Origin of the sequence: Muricoccus radiodurans, assembly GCF_050154705.1 — a bacterium.
Lineage (GTDB): Bacteria > Pseudomonadota > Alphaproteobacteria > Acetobacterales > Acetobacteraceae > Roseomonas > Roseomonas radiodurans.
Window position 1 is genome coordinate 4441587 of record NZ_CP189561.1, and the last position, 17743, is coordinate 4459329.

Genomic DNA, 17743 nt, shown 5'->3' on the forward strand with positions numbered 1-17743 from the left:
TTTAGTTTCGGCCCGAGGAGAACGCCATGCCCACTGATCCGGCCACGCGGCAGATCTGGTTCATCAACGCCGCCCATGTGGTCTGCCACTACATGCTGCTCATCCTGGCCACCGCGGTGCTCGGCATGGTGTCGATGGACGGGGCGCGCTTCGGGACGGAGTACGGGCCGGTGCTGGCGCTGGGGACGGGGATGTTCGTCCTCTATGGCGTGGGATCGCTGCCGATGGGCTGGATCGAGGGGCGGGTCGGGCGCCACGCGCTGATGGCGGCCTTCTTCCTCGGCGTCGGGGCGTCGCTGGTGCTGGCGGGCTTCGTGTCCGGTCCCTGGGGACTGGCCGTGGCGCTGGCGCTCGCCGGGCTGTTCAACGCCATCTACCACCCGATCGGCACGGCGATGCTGGTGGAGGCCGCCGGCGACCGCGTCGGCCGCGCCATGGGCAACAACGGCGTCTTCGGCAACATCGGCGTGTCCTTCGCGCCCGTCGTCACGGCGCTGGTGGTGGCGCAGGCGGGGTGGCGCTGGGCTTTCATCGTGCCGGGCATCCTCGCGCTGATCCTCGGCCTGCTGTGGCTGCGGGAGCCGATGTATGACGCCCGCAAGCACGCGAAGAACGCCCGCCCCTTCCCCGAGATCCCGCGCGACATCGTGCGGCGCGCCGTGATCTCGCTGATGCTGATGGCGGTGGCCTCGGGCTTCGTGTTCAACGCCTTCACCCTGCTCGTGCCGAAGCTCATGCAGGAGCGATTGGCGGACAGCCCCTCCCTGCTGCCGGTGGTGGGCGTGCTGGCCTTCGTGGCCACGCTCTTCGGCGGGCTGACGCAGTTCACCGTCGGGCGGATGATCGACCGCACGACGCTGCGTCGTGTCTTCCTGCCGCTGGCGCTGGCACAGGTGCCGGCGCTGCTGGCGCTGTCCTTCCTGGGCGGCTGGGCGGTGCTGCCGGTGGCGGCGATCGCGGCCGCGTCCATCTTCGGGCAGGTCACGGTGAACGAGACGATGACGGCCCGCTACATCGCGCCGGCCCTGCGGGCGAAGCTCTACTCCATCCGCTTCTTCGTGGGCTTCCTCGGGGCGGCCGCGGCCTCGCCGCTGGTGGGATACCTGCACGACGTGACGGGAAACCTCGGGCTGGTGATGATCGTGCTGGCGGCCTTCGGCAGCGTCGCGCTCTCCTGCGCGCTGCTCTTCCCGGACCGGCCGGAAGAGCTCCGGCCGGAGCTCTGGGCGGCGCAGGCGCGGCCGGTCGCGTTGCCGGCGGAGTAGCGCCCCGGCCAGCGCGCGACATCCGCGACAGGATGCGCGTTGCCGCCGGGCCGGTCCGGCGGAGACAAGGGCCCCGGAGAGAACCGGAAGGTCCCATGCGCCGACGCGAGCTGATCCTGGGCGGGGCCTCCGTCCTCCTGCTGGGCCGGGCGGCCACGTCGGCTCCCCCGCCGCCCGGCTACTTCGAGCAGAGCTGGGACGCGATGCTGCGCGCCCCGATCCATCTCCAGGCCGAGATGGTCGCGGAGCCCGCCATCGGCTTCGGCGCCTACGGCCGGTTCGTCGGAGAGGCGGTCGCCCGCGCGGTGTTCCGGGGCGGCGACGCGCTGCGGGAGGGGGCGCGGTTCCGTTTCGTCACCGTGGCGCGTCGCGGTACGTGGTTCCTGCGGCCGGACGCGCCCGACATGCCGATGCCGACCGACCCGCCGCTCTTCGCGGTGGATCCGGCGCTGCTGCGGACCGGCACGAAGCTGGAGCTCTTCCTCGAGCCAGATCTCGACGGCCCGCCGGACAGCTTTCAGATCGTGACCCACGGCCTTCGCACGGTGGAGGCTTTCGGGGCGCCGCGCTTCGACCCGCGGGAGCGGCCGGCCCATTACGACCGGCGCTACGGGCGGGGCGATCCCGCGCCCGAGCGGGCCCGATCGCGCGTGCGCCGGGAGCCACCGGCCTTCCCGACCCGTGACACCGTGCTGGACTACGTCGTCACGGCGAGTTGGGGGCGGCAGGAGGCGACCGGCCTCTATCACGCCGCGTCGCAGCGGGTGCGGGTCACGCCGCGCGCGGGTGCCGCCCCGGGCGACCTCCTGGTCGACCGCACCGCGCGGCTGGTGGCGCGGATCTGGGAGCGCGAGCGAACCTACGCCCTTCTGCCCGGGCGGGACGGCGAGCGGTACGGCCACGCCATCCTGCCAGACGACCCCGCGCCGGTGCGGCTGGGGGAGGAGACGGTGATCGGGCACGCCTGCACGGTCTTCGCCATCCCGCGGAGCGGGCGCCCGGATGCCGTGCGCGTCTGGCTCTCGGCGGACGGCGTGCAGTTGAAGCGGATCGAGGGCGGGACGGTGATGGAGGCCCGGGGGCTCCGCTTCGCGGATGTCGCGCTGGATCGGGTGAGGATCCCCGCCGCCTTCCGGCGCGTGCCGGAGGAGCGCGGGGCCTGGGAGCAGCCGGCCTAGCGGCCCGCGCCGGGAGACCCTGCCTCCCGGACCCTTCGTTGGGGGCGGACGCACGGCTTGCGCGCCTAAACCCCAGGGCCCCGCAGTCTGTCGGGCATGGGGCGGGTGGGTGCTTCGGCCGCGTTGACGGCTGCCCGCACGCGAGGGCTGAATCCGGCGGCGCATGGGGCACGCGGTCAGGATCAGGACGGGGCTGGACCTCCCCGCCGGGCAGGCCCGGCCGGTGCGGTCGCCGCGCGGGCCGGTGATCCGGCTCTCCCGCGCGGTGCCGGAGGAGGCGTGGCGGCCTTTCATCCCGCTGCCCTGGCGGCTCGCCGTCCTGCTGCACCTCCTGCTCGCCGCAGCGGCGCTGAACCAGCCGCCACCCTTCTTGCCCGAGATGGCACTCGCCGAGGTCGCCTTCATCGTCGACGCCGGGCCGGAGGATGCGGGAGCCCCGGAGGACAGCATGGCCGCCGCGCCGGATGCGCCCGCCGCGCCGGACGTCCCCACTCTCCAGGCACCCCCGTCGGACGCGCCCCCCGCCGAGCCAAACGCCGTGGACGCGCCCATTCCTGAAGCGTTTCCCCCGGAGCCTCCCGTGCCGGCGGCGGCCGAGGAGGCGCCCGCCCCCGCGGAGGCCGGTTCCCCGCCCGAGCCCGTCGCGACGCCGGCGGAGCCGGCCCTCCCGCCAAGTCCCGACGCGGCCGTGGCGGAGGCGGCCACGCCTGCGTCCCCTCCACCCTCGCCCCAGCCGCCCGCGCCCTTCCTTCTGCCGGCGCCGCCGCGACCCGCCCCGCCGCGGCGGCCGCCGGTGCCGCGCCGCCCGGCCCCGGCCGATGGCGCGCCGGTGGCCGCGTCAGGCGCCTCGGCCCGCGGGCCCGGTCCCGCCGCGCGGGCGAAGCCGCCCGCCGACTACATCGCGGCCGTTCAGGCGGTGCTGGCGCGGAACCGGATCTATCCCGCCGCGGCGCGGGATCGGCGGGCGGAGGGGGTGGTGCTGATCGGCTTCACCATCCGGCGCGACGGCAGCATCGGAGGCGCCCGGATCGAGCGCAGCTCCGGCGACTCCGACCTCGACCTGGCGACGGAGGAGATGCTCCGCCGCTCCGTCCTGCCGCCCCTGCCGCCGGAATGGCCTGGGGCGGTGCTGCCGCTGACCGTGCCGATCACCTACCGCCTGCGCTGATCGCCGCCGCTCCCGCTGGCCCGTCCGTCCCAGCCGGTGCAGCATGGCGGGATGACCTGGAGCATCCTCGCCCGCGATCCCCGCACTGGGGAGATCGGCGCCGCCGTCGCCACGCGCTTCTTCGCCGTCGGCGCCCTCTGCCTGAAGGTGGAGGGCGGGACCGGCGCGGTCGCGACGCAGGCGCTGATCAACCCGATGCTCGGCCCGGCCGGCCTCGACCGGCTGCGCGCCGGGGAGGCGCCGGAGGAGATCGTCCGCGACCTGATCGCCGCCGACCCGGGGGAGGCGGTCCGCCAATTGCATGTGCTGGCGCTGGATGGACGCTCGGCGCGCCATACCGGCGCGGGATGCGTGGACTGGGCCGGCCATCGCGACGGCCCGGACGTATCGGTCGCCGGCAACATGCTGGCCGGGCCCGAGGTGGTGGAGGCGACGCTGGAAACCTTCCTGGCGCGGAGCGAGCTGCCCCTGGCCGCACGGCTGATCACGGCCCTGGAGGCCGGGGAGGCAAGGGGCGGCGACAAACGAGGAAAACAGTCCGCCGCGCTGGTGGTGGCGAGCCGCGATCCCTACCCGGACCTGGACCTGCGGGTGGACGACCATCCCGACCCGCTGGCGGAGTTGCGCCGACTGCACGACGTGGCCGGGGGCTACTTCGTGCATTTCCGCCGCTTCCTGGCCGGGCGCGACCATCCCGGCGTCTTCGACCGGGCGGTGATCATGGCCGCCATCGAGAAGGCCACGGGCGGTTGAGTTCGGCAGGGACGCTGGAGGTCCGGGACCTTTCCGTCACCTTCCGGACGGAACGGGGGCCGCTGCGGGTGCTGGACGGGATCGGCTTCTCCCTGCCCGCCGGGCGGACGGTCGCGCTGGTCGGGGAGAGCGGCTGCGGGAAATCGGTGGCATCCCTCGCCGTGATGGGGCTGCTGCCGCCGGGCACGGAGGTCGGCGGCGCGATCCGGCTGGAGGGGCGGGAGATCGCGGAACTCCCCGCCGAGGACCGGCGCCAGCTGCGCGGCCGCGACATGGCGATGATCTTCCAGGAGCCGATGACGAGCCTGAACCCCGCCTTCACGGCCGGGGAGCAGGTGGCCGAGGCGCTGCGGCTGCACCAGGGCCTGGACCGCGCTGCGGCGGCGAGGGCGGCGGTCGCGATGCTGGAATCCGTGCGGATCCCGGAGGCCGCGCGCCGCGCGCGGCAGTATCCGCACCAGCTCTCGGGCGGGATGCGGCAGCGCGTGATGATCGCGATGGCGCTGGCCTGCCGGCCGCGCGTGCTCATCGCCGACGAGCCGACCACGGCGCTGGACGTGACCGTGCAGGCGCAGATCCTGGCCCTGCTGGACGAGTTGCGCGGGGCCAGCGGCACCGCCGTGCTGCTGATCACCCATGACCTGGGCATCGTCGCCGACCACGCGGACGAGGTGGTGGTGATGTATGCGGGCCGCGTGGCCGAGAGCGGGCCGGCGGCGCAGGTGCTGGCGACGCCGCAGCATCCCTACACCATCGGCCTGCTCGGCGCCGCGCCGCGGCTGGACGGGCCGCGCGGCACGCGCCTCGCCACCGTGGAGGGCACGGTGCCCGACCTGGCGGACCCGCCGGAGGGCTGCCGTTTCAAGACTCGCTGCCCCTTCCGCATCCCCGTCTGCGACACCGTGCCCGCGCTGCGGGAGATCGCGCCGGGACAGCGCGCCGCCTGCCATCGCGCGCCGCTCGACACCCTGCTGGACGCCGCCGCATGACGGCGCTGCTGGAGGTGCGGGACGCCGTGCGCCACTTCCCCGTGCGGGACGCGCTGGGGAGGCGTCGCGGCGCGGTGCGGGCGGTGGACGGCGTGTCCCTCTCGGTTGCGGAGGGCGAGGTGCTGGCCGTGGTGGGCGAGAGCGGCTGCGGCAAGTCCACGCTGGGCCGCGTGATGCTGGCGCTGGAGAAGGCGGATGCCGGCGCCGTGCGCTTCGCCGGAGAGAATCTGCAAACCCTCTCCGCCTCGGCGCTGCGAGCGCAGCGCCGGCACATGGCGATGATCTTCCAGGACCCCTATGCCAGCCTCGACCCGCGCATGACGGTCGGGCAGGCGGTGGCGGAGCCTCTGCGGCTGCACCGTCTGGTGCCGCGGGCGCAGGAGAAGGCGCGGGTGGTGGACTTGCTGACCCGCGTCGGGCTGCGGCCGGAGCACGCGGACCGCTGGCCGCACGAGTTCTCCGGCGGGCAGCGGCAGCGCATCGCCATCGCCCGGGCGCTGGCCAGCGGCCCGCGGCTCATCGTGGGGGACGAGCCGGTCAGCGCGCTCGATGTCTCGGTGCAGGCGCAGGTGATCAACCTGCTGCAATCCCTGATCCGGGAGCTGCGGCTGGCCTTCGTCCTGATCAGCCACGACCTGGCGGTGGTGCGGCACGTCGCGGACCGGGTGGCCGTGATGTATCTCGGCCGCATCGTGGAGGAGGGGCCGGTGGACCGAATCTTCTCCGCGCCGCGGCATCCCTACACCCGCGCGCTGCTGGCCTCGGTGCCCGGGGCGGGGACGAAGGGCGCGGCGTTGCAGGGCGACCTGCCCAGCCCGATCAACCCGCCCGCCGCCTGCCGCTTCCACACGCGCTGCCCCTTCGTGCAGGACATCTGCCGGCAGCAGGACCCGCCGCTGGTCGCGGGTGCCACGGCCAGTACGCCGGAGCACCGCGCCGCCTGCCACTTCCAGGACACGCTGCCCCCGGCCGCCCCGCCTGCTGACCATCGCGGGGGCGGGGAGCGGCTGGCGCGGCTGCAGGCCTTCTTCAACCGATCCTCTCTCGGAGACGCCGCATGATCCGACGTCATGTCGCCGCCCTCGCGCTCGCCCTGGCCGCCGCCACGGCGCCGGCGACGGCGCAGAACCTGCCGAACCTCCGCATCGGGTTGCGCGAGGACCCGGACATCATGGACCCGACGCTCGCCCGCACCTTCGTCGGGCGCATCGTCTTCGCCTCGATCTGCGACAAGCTCTTCGATATCAACGAGCGGCTGGAGATCGTGCCGCAGCTCGCCACCGGCTATCGCTGGGAGGACCCGAAGAACTTCATCGTCACACTTCGGGAAGGCGTGCGCTTCCATGACGGCGAGACGATGGACGCCGAGGCCGTCCGCTACTCCCTGAACCGTCACCTGACCATGCAGGGCTCCTTCCGCCGCGGCGAGATCAACTCGATGGAGGCGGTGGAGGTGGTGGACCCGCTGACGGTCCGCATCCGGCTCCGCGCGCCCTTCGCGCCCTTCGTGTCGCAGCTGACGGACCGCGCGGGAATGATCGTCTCCCCGAAGGCGGCGGAGGCGGCCGGCGCGAATTTCGGCAACCGCCCCGTCTGCGCCGGCCCCTTCCGCTTCGTGGAGCGCGTGGCCCAGGATCGCATCGTGGTGGAGCGCTTCCCGGGATACTGGGATGCCGCGCGCATCCACTTCAACCGCATCACCTACCTGCCGATCACCGACACGACGGCCCGGCTGGCGAACCTGCAATCCGGCGCGCTGGAGATGATCGAGGTCACCTCCCCCTCCGACGTGCCGGCGATCCGGCGCGACCGTCGCCTGCGCCTGACCGAGGCGGATGAGCTGGGCTACCAGTCCCTGACGATCAACATCGGCAACGGGCCGCGCGCCCAGACGCCGATGGGCCGGGACGCCCGCGTGCGGCAGGCCTTCGAGTTGGCGATCGACCGGGCCGCGCTGAATCAGGTGGTGTACGAGGGACTGTATGTCCCGACCGCCCAGGCGGTGCCGCCCTCCTCCCCCTACCACGTGCGCGACTTGACGCCGCCGGCGCGCGACCTGGACCGCGCCCGCGCCCTGCTGCGGGAGGCCGGCGTGCGCACGCCCGTCCCGGTGGAGATGACGGTCGCCAACAACCCGGAAGCTCGGCAGGTCGGCGAGGTGATCCAGTCCATGGTACGGGAGGCCGGCTTCGAGCTGCGGCTGAACGCGATGGAGTTCGCCTCCTCCCTCCAGGCCGCGACGCGCGGGGAGTTCGAGACCTACTACCTCGCCTGGTCGGGGCGGCCGGACCCCGACGGGAACATCTGGACCTTCGTCCACTCTCAGGGGCCGCAAAACGACGGGAAGTATTCCAACCCGGAGGTGGACCGCCTGCTCGACCAGGCGCGGGAGGAGACGGACGAGGCGAAGCGCCGCGACCTCTACGCGCGCATGTGGCGGATCGCGATCACGCAGGACCGGCACCGCATCTATCTCTGGCACCGGAAGAACATCTTCGCGCACACCTCGCGCCTGCAGGGGCTGCGGCCGGTTCCGGACGGGATGATCCGCGTGCAGGACCTGCGGCTGCAGTAAGGCCCCGGGAAGACCATGTGGATCTGGCTGCTCCGACGGCTCGGGCAGGTTCTGCCGACCCTGCTGATCCTGTCCGTGCTGATCTTCGCCCTGCAGCAGCTCATGCCCGGCGACCCGGCCGTGATCCTGGCCGGGGAGGAACGCGGCGACGCGCAGGTGCTGGCGGAGATCCGGCGGGAGCTGCTGCTGGATCGGCCCCTCTATGAGCAGTACCTGTCCTGGCTCTGGCGGCTGCTGCAGGGCGACCTCGGCTTCTCCTGGCGCATCCGCCTGCCGGTGGGGGAGCTGATCCTCCAGAAGCTGCCCGTGACGCTCCAGCTCGGCGGCATGGCCTTCGTCATCGCCGTGATCATCGGCGTGCCGGCGGGCATCATCTCCGCGGCCTATCGCGACCGGCCCGTGGACTGGATCGCCAATGCGGTGGCGCTGGCCGGCATCTCCACGCCGAATTTCTGGCTGGGGATCATGATGATCCTGCTCTTCTCCGTGCAGCTCGGCTGGCTGCCGCCCTCCGGCTACGTGCCGCTGACCGAGGATTGGCGGCAGTCGCTGGCGACGACGATCATGCCGGCCTTCGTGCTGGGGAACTCGATCGCGGGCGTGTTCATGCGGCACACGCGCGCCGCCATGATCGGCGCCCTGTCCCAGGACTATGTCCGCACCGCCCGCGCCAAGGGGCTGCGGGAGCGGGTGGTGGTGGTGAAGCACGCGCTGCGCAACGCGCTGATCCCCGTGGTGACGCTCGGCACGATCGAGCTGGGCCGCCTGCTGGCCGGCGCGGTGCTGACCGAGCAGATCTTCACCATCCCCGGCTTCGGCAAGCTGATCGTGGACGCCGTCTTCAACCGCGACTACCCCGTGGTGCAGGGGGTGGTAGTGGTGACGGCGCTGATCTTCGTCGCTCTCTCCCTCATCGGGGATCTTCTCTACATGGCCGTGAACCCGCGGCTGCGCGCGGCATGAGCGCGACCGCCATCCCCGCCGCGCCGGCACCCTCCCGCGCGGACAGTCCGGGGCGCCGGGCGCTCCGGCGCTTCTTCCGCCACAAGCTGGCGGTCTTCGGGCTGGTCGTCGTGGTGCTGATGGTGCTGGCGGCGGTGCTGGCGCCGTGGATCGCGCCCTTCGATCCCGTCGCCACCTCCTGGTCCCGCATCCGCCGCGCCCCCTCCGCCCTCCACTGGTTCGGCACGGACGAGAACGGGCGGGACGTGCTGTCGCGCGTGCTCTGGGGCGCGCGGGCGTCGCTGGCGGCGGGCGCCATCTCGGTCACGGCGGCCGCGGCGGCGGGGGTGCCGCTCGGGCTGCTGGCGGGGTTGGCGGGCGGCTGGGTGGACACGATCGTCTCCCGCATCACGGACGCGATGCTCTCCGTGCCCTTCCTCATCCTCGCGATCGCGCTGGCGGCCTTCCTCGGCCCGGCGCTGGAGAACGCGATGCTCGCCATCGCCATCTCCGCCACACCGATCTTCATCCGCCTCTCCCGCGGCATGGCGATGGAGGCGCGGGCGACGGAGTGGTTCGAGGCGGCGCGGTCGCTGGGCAACCCGCCCTGGCGCTCGGCGCTGGTGCACGTGCTGCCGAACATCGTGCCGCCCCTGCTGGTGCAGGCGACCCTGGCCATCGCGGAGGCCATCATCGCGGAGGCGTCGCTCTCCTTCCTCGGGCTGGGGCAGCAGCCGCCGAACCCGTCCTGGGGGTCCATGCTGAACGGGGCGCAGCGCTTCCTCTCCCAGGCGCCGTGGATGGCGATCTACCCGGGGGCGGCGATCTTCCTGGCGGTGCTGTCCTTCAACCTGCTGGGGGACGGGCTGCGAGACGCGCTGGATCCGCGGTCGCGGGGCCGTTAGGGAGCGCCCCTTCCCCGGCGGGCTTTCCAGCGATCAGAATGCCGCCCGACCACCACAGGCCTCCTGGATGACGCTGACGCACACGACGTCGCCCGCCTTCGATCTTCCGATCGTCCTCCCCGCCGGCGAGACCGTCTTCGCCGTCGGCGATGTTCATGGGATGGCGGACCACCTCCTCCGCATGCGGGCCCTGCTCCGTCGCCGGGCGAGCGAGGTGCCTGGCCCGGCCACGCTGGTCATGCTGGGGGACTACATCGACCGTGGGCCGGCCTCCGTCCGGGCGCTCACGGCCCTGGCCGAGCCCCACGCGCAGCCCGGCCTGACGGAGCGGTTCCTGATCGGCAACCACGACGCCATGCTGCGGGCGGTGCTCGACCCGACAGTGCCGGCCCCGGTCCGCCAGCGCAACCGGGACCGGTGGCTGTTCAACGGCGGCGCGTCCGTGCTGCTCGAACTCGGGCTGGCGGACCGCTTCCCGACGGAGATCGACGCCATCACCGCCCTGCTGCGGGAGGCGCTTCCGGCCGAGGTGATCGGCTTCCTGAACGCGCTGGAGCCCTGCGCGATCTTCGGCCGGGTGATCCTCACCCACGGGGGGATCCATCCCTCCGTCCGGGTGGAGGCGCTGGAGCACTATTTCGCCGCCAGCACCGATGATCCCGGCCGGGACAGCTACCACTGGGTGCGCCAGGATTTCCTGGAGTCCCGGCCCGAGACCCGGTCCTCCGCCTCGGCCCTGGCCGGCCGCTTCGTGGTGCACGGCCACACCCCGTCCGTGCCGACCCTCATGCCGCATCGCCTGGGGATCGACACCGGTTGCTACCAAACGGGCGTCCTGACGGCGGTGGAGATGACGGGCGCGCGCGCGCGCCTGCACCATGTCCATCCGGAGGAGGTGGAGGTGCCGGTCCTGCGGGACCTGCTGCGGGCCGACGTGTCCGGCGGCGGGGCGGGGGGCTGAACCGCCCGCCTGGGCGAGACGGGGGAAGGAGGTCCCCATCCCTCCCGGTCTTCTGTGGGGGACAGGTTCGCCCCGACGAATCGGAGCCGAGGCGTTCGGCGCTGGCTGTTCCCCGGCGTCACCCGCGGGCCACCGGGGCCTGCGCCACGCCGACCGCCTCCAGCGACGCCGCCACGCGCAGGGCCAGGTCCTCCCGCCAGGGTGCGGCGATCGCCTGGAGGCCCAGGGGCAGGCCCGCATCCGGCCGCATCGGCACCGCCGCCACGGGCAGGCCGATGAAGGAGATCGGCTGGGTGAAGACGCCGATATTCGGGCGCAGCGGCAGGGTGGCGCCGTCCAGCACGATCGTTTTCTGGCCCAGCTCCGGCGCCCGGCAGGGGGTGGAGGGGGCGAGGATCACGTCCACCCGTTCGAACAGGCGGAGCACCTGCTCGCGGTACCAGCGGCGGAAGCGCTGGGCCCGGATCACCCAGGCCGCGGGGATGGCGAGGCCCGCGATCAGCCGGTCCCGCGTGGCCGGGTCGAAGTCGGCGGGGCGGACTTGCAGGCGGTGCAGGTGCAGCGCCGCGCCCTCGGCCGCGGTGATGACGAAGGCGGCGGCGCGGGCGCGGGCGGCCTCCGGGAATTCGATCACCTCCGTCGCGCCGAGCGCCTCGGCGGCCCGGGCGACGGCGGCGAGGACGGCGGGGTCGGCGGCGTTGCGCGCGAAATGCCCGCCGGCCACCGCGATCCGCAGGCCGGCGGCGCCCTTGCCGATCTCGGCCAGGACCGGCTCCGGTGCCCGCTCGGTCGCGACGGGGTCCTCCGGGTCGGGGCCCTGCATCGCGTCATAGGCGAGGGCGAGGTCCGCCACCGACCGGCCGAAGGGGCCGAGATGATCGAAGGAGGAGACGAAGGGGAAACTTCCCGCCCGGCTCAGCCGCCCATAGGTCGGCTTCAGCCCGAACAGGCCGCAGAAGGCGGAGGGCACGCGGATGGAGCCGTTCGTGTCCGATCCCAGCGCCAGCGGCACCATCCCCGCCGCCACCGCCGCCCCCGATCCGCCGGACGATCCGCCCGACATGCGCGCGGTGTCGTGCGGGTTGCGGGACGGGCCGTCATGCGCGTTCTCGCCGGTGAAGTCGTAGGCGTACTCGCCCATGTTCAGCCCGCCGAGCAGCACCGCCCCGGCCGCCTCCAGCCGCCGGATCAGCGGCCCGTCCTGCGCCGCCGGCTCGCGGTCCCGGTTGATCAGGGAACCCGCCCGCGTCGGCAGGCCCGCGATGTCGAACAGGTTCTTCACGGCGAAGGGCACGCCGGCCAGCGGGCCGAGGGGCTGACCGGCCGCGCGCCGCGCATCCACCGCATCGGCCGTGGCCAGGGCGCGCTCCGCCACCACGTCGGTGAAGGCGTTGATCACGCCGTTGCCGGCGGCGATGCGGGCCAGCGCTGCCTCGGTCACCGCGCGCGCCGTCACCTGGCCGGAGGAGACGTCTGCGGCGATCTTGGCGGCCGTCGCGTCCGCTCGCGTCGCGTCGCTCACGGCCGGAACACCGGGGCGAGATCGGCCTCGTCGTCGAGCGGGAAGGAGAGGACGAGGCGCGCGGCGCCGGCGATCGCCTTCATGTTCGCCAGCATCTCCGGCCGCCAGGCCGGATCCACGGGAATGCCGTGCAGCGCCGTGGCGGCATCGAGATAGGCGGTCAGCCCGGCATCGTCGGGCAGAGGCGGAAGGCCAGGGGACATGGGGTCTCGCTGATCGGTCAGACGGGCGGGTGCGGGATCGCGGCCAGCAATTCCCGCGTGTAGTCGGCGGAAGGGTTCTCCAGCACCTGATCCGCCGGTCCCTCCTCCACCACGCGGCCGGCGCGCATGACGATGACGCGGTCGCAGAGGAGCCGCACCACGTGCAGGTCGTGGGAGACGAAAAGGTAGCTCATCCCCAGCCGCAGCTTCAGGTCGTGCAGCAGGTTCAGCACCACGGCCTGGACCGACACGTCCAGCGCCGCCGTCGGTTCGTCCAGGATCACGAGGTCCGGGTTCAGCGCGATGGCCCGCGCGATGCCGACCCGCGCCTTCTGCCCGCCGGAGAGCTGGTGCGGGAAGCGGTCCAGCAGCGCGACCGGCAGGCCGACGAGCGTCGCCAGCTCCTCCACCCGCGCCCGCAGCGCCGCGCCGCGCTGCGTGCCCATGCGCAGGATCGGATCGGCGATGGCGCGGGATGCGGCATGCCGCGGGTTGAGGCTGTCCGTCGGGTCCTGGAACACCATCTGGATGCGCCGCCGTAGCGGCGAGGCCGCGAAGCGCCGCGCGGGAATGGCCGCGAGGTCCTGCCCGTCGAAAGTGATGCGGCCCGCCGTCGGGTCCAGCAGCCGCATGACCATCATGGAGGTGGTGGACTTGCCGCAGCCGGACTCCCCGACCAGCCCGACGCTCTCGCCGCGCCGCACGGTGAAGCCGATCCCATCCACCGCGCGGAAGGGCTTTTCCGATTCGGACCCGCGGCGGGTCAGGCGCGAGAGGAAGCCGCCCGCTCCCTGGCGCGGATACTCCTTCACCAGCCCTTCCACCTGCAACAGCGGCGCGCCGGCCACCGTCTCTGCCGCGGCCAGGGGTGGTGCCCCTTCCGGCAGCAGGTCGCGCAGCGTGGCGCCGGGGCGGGGCGTCGCGCGCATCAGGCGGCGGGTGTAGGGATGATCGGGCGCGCGGAAGATGACGGCTGAGGGAGCGGTCTCTACCACCCGGCCCTTCTCCATCACGGTCACCCGGTCGCAGTAGGTGGCCGCGAGCCCGAGGTCGTGGGTGATGAGGATCGTGGACATGCCGCGTTCCCGCGTCAGCTCCGTCACCAGCTCCATCACCGCCTTCTGCGTGGTGACATCGAGGCCGGTGGTCGGCTCATCCGCGATCAGAAGCTGGGGGCGGCAGGCGAGGGCGAGCGCGATCACGATGCGCTGGCACATCCCGCCCGAGAGCTCATAGGGATAGGCGTGGTAGCGCTCCTCCGGCCGGGCGATGCGGACGGCCTCCAGCGCCTCGATCGCCTTGCGGCGGGCGGTGCCGCGCTCCGCCTGGTTGTGGCGGAGCAGCACGTCCTCGATCTGGCGGCCAACCGGGCGGATCGGGTTCAGGGCGGCGCGGGGGTTCTGGAAGATCATCGAGATCTCCCGGCCTCGCAGGTCCTGCATCTCCGCTTCCCGCAGCCCGCGCAGCGCGACGCCGGAGAAGGTAACGCTGCCCCCTGCGATCCGGCCCGCGCGATCCAGGATGCGCATCACGGCATAGGAGGTGACGGACTTGCCCGAACCGGATTCCCCCACGATGCCGAGCGTCTCGCCCTTGGCGAGGGTCAGGTCCACCCGCTCCACCGCGCGCACCGTGCCGCGGCGGGTGGCGAACTCCACGGTCAACTCGCGCACGTCGAGCAGGGGGACGGCGGTCTCCTCCGGTGCCGCGGCCGCGCTCATGTGCGCCTCTGCGGGTCCACGATGTCCCGCAGCCCGTCGCCGAGCAGGTTGAAGCAGAACACCGCCAGCATCAGTGCCAGCCCTGGGAACAGGGCCACCCACCACTCGCCGGAGACGATGAAGGACGCGCCCTCCGCCACCATGATCCCCCATTCCGGCGTCGGCGGCCGCACGCCGAGGCCGATGAAGGACAGGCCGGCCGCGTTCAGGATGGCGTAGCCCATGGTCAGCGACATCTGCACCGCCATGATCGGCAGGATGTTCGGCAGGATGGTGGTGAGCAGCACGCGTAACTCCCCGTTTCCGGTGAGGCGCGCCGCCTGCACGTAGCCCGCGTCCTTCCGGATCGCGGCTTCCGCCCGCGCGAGGCGGGCGTAGAGCGGGAAGTTCACGACCGCCGTCGCCAGCACGATGTTCGTCACCGTGTTGCCCAGTGCCGCCACCACCCCCATCGCCAGCACGAAGAGCGGGAAGGCCATGATCGTGTCGGCCAGCCGGCCCACGATCCGGTCGGTCCAGCCGCCGAAGAAGCCGGCCGCCACGCCGGCCAGCCCGCCCACCGCGAAGACGAGGGCGACCGAGAAGATCGCGATTCCCATGTCCAGCCGCGTCGCCACCACCACCCGGCTGAAGATGTCGCGCCCGAGCTGATCCGTTCCGAACCAGTTCGCCGCGGAAGGTGGCTTTAATGTAGCCATGGAGTTGGAGGCGAGCGGGTCGTAGGGCACGAGCGACGGTCCGACCGCCGCGCAAAGGACGAGGAAGACGAAGAGCGCGAAGGAGAAGGCGGTGACCGGGTTCCCTGCCAGCACGTAGCGCGCGTGACGCGCGAGGTTGCCGAGGCCGGAGGTCTTCGGCACCGCCATGGGCTCCGCGCCGGCCGCGGTCTGGACGGGGATGTCGGGCATCAGGCGGCCTTCATCCGGGGGTCGATCAGCACGTAGACGAGGTCGATCGCGAGGTTCAGCGCGATGTAGAGAATGGCCATCGTCAGCACGAAGCCCTGCACCGGCGCGTAGTCCGAGGCGATCAGCGCCTCCACCGCGTAGGAGCCGATGCCCGGCCAGGCGAAGACCTTCTCCACCAGCACGTTCGCGCCGAGCAGGAAGGAGAAGACCATGCCGAGGGTGGTGACCACCGGCAGCATCGCGTTGCGGAAGGCATAGGCGAAGACGACGGTCCGCCCGTTCAGCCCGCTCGCCCGTGCCGTGCGGATAAAGTCCGAGGACAGCACCGAGAGCATGGAGGCCCGCGTGATCCGCGCCAGCGGCGCCAGGGCGAAGAGCGCGAGGGTCAGCGCCGGCAGGGCGATCTGTGCCAGGGCCGCCTGGAAGGTCTCCGTATCCCCCGCGATCAGGCTGTCGATCAGGTAGAAATTCGTCACCGCGGGCGGCGGCGAGGCGAAGGCGTCCAGACGGCCCAGCGGGGAAGGCGCCCAACCCAGCACGAAGTAGAAGACGTAGACCGCCAGCAATCCCGTGAAGAACACCGGCAGCGACACGCCGGCCGTCGTCAGCACGCGGCAGAGATGGTCGATCCAGGAGCCCTGCCGCAGCGCCGCCAGGATGCCCAGGGGCACGGCGACCAGCACGGAGAGCAGCAGCCCGCACAGCGTGAGTTCAGCGGAGGCGGGAAGCCGCGTCGCGATCTCCGTCAGCACCGGCTGCCCGGTGGAGAGCGACGTGCCGAGGTTCCCCTGGAACAGGTCCGCCACGTAGCGGGCGAACTGCGTCCAGAGCGGCTGGTCCAGGCCGAGTTGCGCCCGGATCTGCGCGATGGCCTGCGGCGAGGCCACTGGCCCCGCGAAATAGGTCGCCGTGTCGCCCGGCAGCACGCGCGTCAGCAGGAAGGTGACGATCACCACCCCGATGAGGCTGGGGATGGCCGTCCCCAGCCGCGCGATGGCCGTGCGGAGCACTTGCTCAGCCCTTGGTCAGGTAGCGGAAATCCGGCTCCCGGCAGGGCCAGAACTGGTAGCCGCCGATGGAGCGCTGCATCGCCACGTCGTGCAGCGGCTGTGCGATCGGGATCATCGGCACCTCGGTCTGGGCGAGGCCGATGAAGCCCTTCACCGCCTCCTCATAGGTGCTTCGCTCGGAGGCGAAGCGGGCCGCGTCGATCATCCGGTCCATCGCCGGGTTCTGGTAGGAGGCGATGTTGAAGATCGAGTTGTTGCCGTGATAGTTCCAGAAAAAGAAGTAGTCCGGCCAGTCGAGCCAGCCGCCGAAGCGGTTGATCACCATCGGCGCGGTCTTCTTGTTCAGCTCGCCCCGGAAGTTGGCGCCGGGGATCTTGTTCAGCTCCACGTTGATGCCGATGGGGGCCAGCGCCTCCTTCACCAGCACGGCCATCGGCTCCGCGATGGTGGCGGAGCCGGCGTCGAACAGCAGCGAGGTCGTCACGCCGCCCGGCGCGGCCTGCTGCACCAGCTCCCGCGCGCGGGCGACGTTCGTGGTGTAGGGGAAGGGCTGCGGCCAGGCCGTGGTCGGCCCGCCATTCGCGCCCCACATCGCGACGCCGCGCCCGAAGAGGGACGCCTGCATGATCGCCTCATAGGGCAGGGCCCAGGCGACGGCCTGACGCAGGCGGACATCGGTGAAGGGGCCGGTCGCCGCGTTCAGCGCCACGTACCAGATGGCGTTCGGCACTGGCACGCCCACCACCTTCACGCGGCCCGCATCGGCCAGGTCCTTGAAGTCCTTCGGCGGCAGCCCGTAGGAGATGTCGGCGTCCCCGCGCTCGATCAGCGCCCGCCGGGTGGAGGGGGAGGGGATGTCGCGCGCGATGATCCGGCGGAGGCGCGGCCGCGGCCCGCTCGCCCAGTCGTCGTTGCGGACGTAAATGGTCTCGGTGCCCGGCCGCCACGCCTCCACCCTGAAGGCGCCGGAGCCGGCGACGTTGTTCTTCAGCCACTCCTTGGCCCAGGGATCGCCGCCGGAGTTGCGGATCGCCAGTTCGCTATCGAAGACGAAGGGGATGGTGACGCCGAGGTTGGGCAGCAGGAGCTTGTCCTTCCGCAGGTAGTCGATGCGGAAGGTGCGGTCATCCAGCGCGACGAACTGCTCCGGCTTCTCCATGCTGCCGGCGGCCATCTGCGTGGTGGCGAAGCCGCCGATCGAGACGGCGCGGTCCAGCGACCACTTCACGTCCCGCGCCGTCACGGCCCGGCCGGAATGGAACTTTGCCTCCCGCAGGCGGAAGGTGCAGCTCATCCCGTCGCTCGCCTCCTGCCAGCTCTCGGCCAGCTCCGGCTCCAGGGACGTGATGTCGAAGGTGCTGCCCTGGCCCTCCCCGGGCAGCGGCACGCGCTTGTAACGGACGAGGCGATCGTAGCAGTTCAGCGCCACGCCGTTCACCGGCTGGGCCGACCCCAGCCCCTGCATGTCGAGGCTGTTCGGCCCGTATTCCTGCACCAGCAGCAGCGTTTCCGCCCGTGTCGGGGCGGGTTGCGCGACGGCGGGACGGAGCGCGGGGGCCGCCAAAGCGGCGGCGGTAGAGGCGAGCAGCGAGCGGCGGCGCATGGTCGGTCCTGTCCTGGCGCCGCCGGTCTTCCCCGCGGCA

Annotated in this window: 16 protein-coding genes; 10 read left to right on the forward strand and 6 right to left on the reverse strand. The window is 72.5% G+C overall.

All coding sequences use genetic code 11. The annotated features are described in order from the left end of the window. Window positions 1-26 precede the first annotated feature (26 nt). The 10 genes from ACP6CK_RS20840 to ACP6CK_RS20885 all read left to right on the forward strand — a co-directional run bounded on the left by ACP6CK_RS20840 (window position 27) and on the right by ACP6CK_RS20885 (window position 10736). Complete coding sequence (locus ACP6CK_RS20840) at window positions 27-1265, forward strand: MFS transporter (RefSeq protein WP_426955226.1); 1239 nt, start codon at window positions 27-29, stop codon at window positions 1263-1265. Window positions 1266-1360: 95 nt separating this feature from the next. Then, a complete protein-coding gene (locus ACP6CK_RS20845) occupies window positions 1361-2443 on the forward strand; it encodes a hypothetical protein (RefSeq protein ID WP_426955227.1) in 1083 nt (360 codons plus the stop codon). A gap of 163 nt (window positions 2444-2606) precedes the next feature. Then, on the forward strand, window positions 2607-3611 hold the full coding sequence (locus ACP6CK_RS20850; protein ID WP_426955228.1) for an energy transducer TonB: 1005 nt from the start codon (window positions 2607-2609) through the stop codon (window positions 3609-3611). Window positions 3612-3662: 51 nt separating this feature from the next. Then, window positions 3663-4364, forward strand: a complete 702-nt coding sequence (locus ACP6CK_RS20855; protein WP_426955229.1) for a DUF1028 domain-containing protein — start codon at window positions 3663-3665, stop codon at window positions 4362-4364. Further along, window positions 4361-5353, forward strand: a complete 993-nt coding sequence (locus ACP6CK_RS20860) for an ABC transporter ATP-binding protein (protein WP_426955230.1) — start codon at window positions 4361-4363, stop codon at window positions 5351-5353. Before ACP6CK_RS20855 ends, ACP6CK_RS20860 begins: the two co-directional genes overlap by 4 nt. Further along, the gene (locus tag ACP6CK_RS20865; RefSeq protein WP_426955231.1) at window positions 5350-6414 is read left to right on the forward strand and encodes an ABC transporter ATP-binding protein; all 1065 of its coding nucleotides are present in this window, start codon (window positions 5350-5352) and stop codon (window positions 6412-6414) included. The genes ACP6CK_RS20860 and ACP6CK_RS20865 overlap by 4 nt, the downstream gene beginning before the upstream one ends. After that, on the forward strand, window positions 6411-7928 hold the full coding sequence (locus ACP6CK_RS20870) for an ABC transporter substrate-binding protein (protein ID WP_426955232.1): 1518 nt from the start codon (window positions 6411-6413) through the stop codon (window positions 7926-7928). The genes ACP6CK_RS20865 and ACP6CK_RS20870 overlap by 4 nt, the downstream gene beginning before the upstream one ends. Before the next feature lie 15 nt (window positions 7929-7943). Continuing rightward, window positions 7944-8891 (forward strand): ABC transporter permease, encoded by a 948-nt coding sequence (locus tag ACP6CK_RS20875; protein ID WP_426955233.1) that lies wholly within the window; start codon window positions 7944-7946, stop codon window positions 8889-8891. Further along, the gene (locus tag ACP6CK_RS20880) at window positions 8888-9775 is read left to right on the forward strand and encodes an ABC transporter permease (RefSeq protein WP_426955234.1); all 888 of its coding nucleotides are present in this window, start codon (window positions 8888-8890) and stop codon (window positions 9773-9775) included. The genes ACP6CK_RS20875 and ACP6CK_RS20880 overlap by 4 nt, the downstream gene beginning before the upstream one ends. Window positions 9776-9842: 67 nt before the next feature. Then, on the forward strand, window positions 9843-10736 hold the full coding sequence (locus ACP6CK_RS20885; RefSeq protein ID WP_426955235.1) for a metallophosphoesterase: 894 nt from the start codon (window positions 9843-9845) through the stop codon (window positions 10734-10736). A gap of 118 nt (window positions 10737-10854) precedes the next feature. On the opposite strand, the gene ACP6CK_RS20890 is transcribed toward ACP6CK_RS20885, so the two are convergent. Genes ACP6CK_RS20890 through ACP6CK_RS20915 form a run of 6 tightly spaced genes read right to left on the reverse strand, consistent with a single transcriptional unit; the run spans window position 10855 to window position 17703 of the window. Next, entirely contained in the window at window positions 10855-12258 is a 1404-nt protein-coding gene (locus tag ACP6CK_RS20890; RefSeq protein ID WP_426955236.1) for an AtzE family amidohydrolase, read from the reverse strand. Then, on the reverse strand, window positions 12255-12461 hold the full coding sequence (locus ACP6CK_RS20895; RefSeq protein ID WP_426955237.1) for a DUF4089 domain-containing protein: 207 nt from the start codon (window positions 12459-12461) through the stop codon (window positions 12255-12257). The genes ACP6CK_RS20890 and ACP6CK_RS20895 overlap by 4 nt, the downstream gene beginning before the upstream one ends. Before the next feature lie 17 nt (window positions 12462-12478). Then, window positions 12479-14182: a dipeptide ABC transporter ATP-binding protein gene (locus tag ACP6CK_RS20900; protein WP_426955238.1), complete on the reverse strand. Its 1704-nt coding sequence runs from the start codon at window positions 14180-14182 to the stop codon at window positions 12479-12481. Beyond that, window positions 14179-15090, reverse strand: coding sequence for an ABC transporter permease (locus ACP6CK_RS20905; protein WP_426955239.1), 912 nt, complete (start codon window positions 15088-15090; stop codon window positions 14179-14181). Before ACP6CK_RS20905 ends, ACP6CK_RS20900 begins: the two co-directional genes overlap by 4 nt. Next, window positions 15090-16100 carry an ABC transporter permease gene (locus ACP6CK_RS20910; RefSeq protein ID WP_426955240.1) on the reverse strand — a complete coding sequence of 337 codons (1011 nt, stop codon included), beginning with the start codon at window positions 16098-16100 and terminating at the stop codon, window positions 15090-15092. The genes ACP6CK_RS20905 and ACP6CK_RS20910 overlap by 1 nt, the downstream gene beginning before the upstream one ends. A 4-nt stretch (window positions 16101-16104) precedes the next feature. Next, window positions 16105-17703 (reverse strand): ABC transporter substrate-binding protein, encoded by a 1599-nt coding sequence (locus ACP6CK_RS20915; RefSeq protein WP_426955241.1) that lies wholly within the window; start codon window positions 17701-17703, stop codon window positions 16105-16107. Window positions 17704-17743 lie beyond the last annotated feature (40 nt).

Bases quoted from the DNA above. Each gene is read 5' to 3' on its own strand.
- ACP6CK_RS20865 (WP_426955231.1), top strand. From the start codon at position 5,350: ATGACGGCGCTGCTGGAGGTGCGGGACGCCGTGCGCCACTTCCCCGTG.
- ACP6CK_RS20885 (WP_426955235.1), top strand. From the start codon at position 9,843: ATGACGCTGACGCACACGACGTCGCCCGCCTTCGATCTTCCGATCGTC.
- ACP6CK_RS20880 (WP_426955234.1), top strand. From the start codon at position 8,888: ATGAGCGCGACCGCCATCCCCGCCGCGCCGGCACCCTCCCGCGCGGAC.
- ACP6CK_RS20855 (WP_426955229.1), top strand. From the start codon at position 3,663: ATGACCTGGAGCATCCTCGCCCGCGATCCCCGCACTGGGGAGATCGGC.
- ACP6CK_RS20900 (WP_426955238.1), bottom strand. From the start codon at position 14,182: ATGAGCGCGGCCGCGGCACCGGAGGAGACCGCCGTCCCCCTGCTCGAC.
- ACP6CK_RS20905 (WP_426955239.1), bottom strand. From the start codon at position 15,090: ATGCCCGACATCCCCGTCCAGACCGCGGCCGGCGCGGAGCCCATGGCG.
- ACP6CK_RS20895 (WP_426955237.1), bottom strand. From the start codon at position 12,461: ATGTCCCCTGGCCTTCCGCCTCTGCCCGACGATGCCGGGCTGACCGCC.
- ACP6CK_RS20840 (WP_426955226.1), top strand. From the start codon at position 27: ATGCCCACTGATCCGGCCACGCGGCAGATCTGGTTCATCAACGCCGCC.
- ACP6CK_RS20870 (WP_426955232.1), top strand. From the start codon at position 6,411: ATGATCCGACGTCATGTCGCCGCCCTCGCGCTCGCCCTGGCCGCCGCC.
- ACP6CK_RS20850 (WP_426955228.1), top strand. From the start codon at position 2,607: ATGGGGCACGCGGTCAGGATCAGGACGGGGCTGGACCTCCCCGCCGGG.
- ACP6CK_RS20915 (WP_426955241.1), bottom strand. From the start codon at position 17,703: ATGCGCCGCCGCTCGCTGCTCGCCTCTACCGCCGCCGCTTTGGCGGCC.
- ACP6CK_RS20875 (WP_426955233.1), top strand. From the start codon at position 7,944: ATGTGGATCTGGCTGCTCCGACGGCTCGGGCAGGTTCTGCCGACCCTG.
- ACP6CK_RS20845 (WP_426955227.1), top strand. From the start codon at position 1,361: ATGCGCCGACGCGAGCTGATCCTGGGCGGGGCCTCCGTCCTCCTGCTG.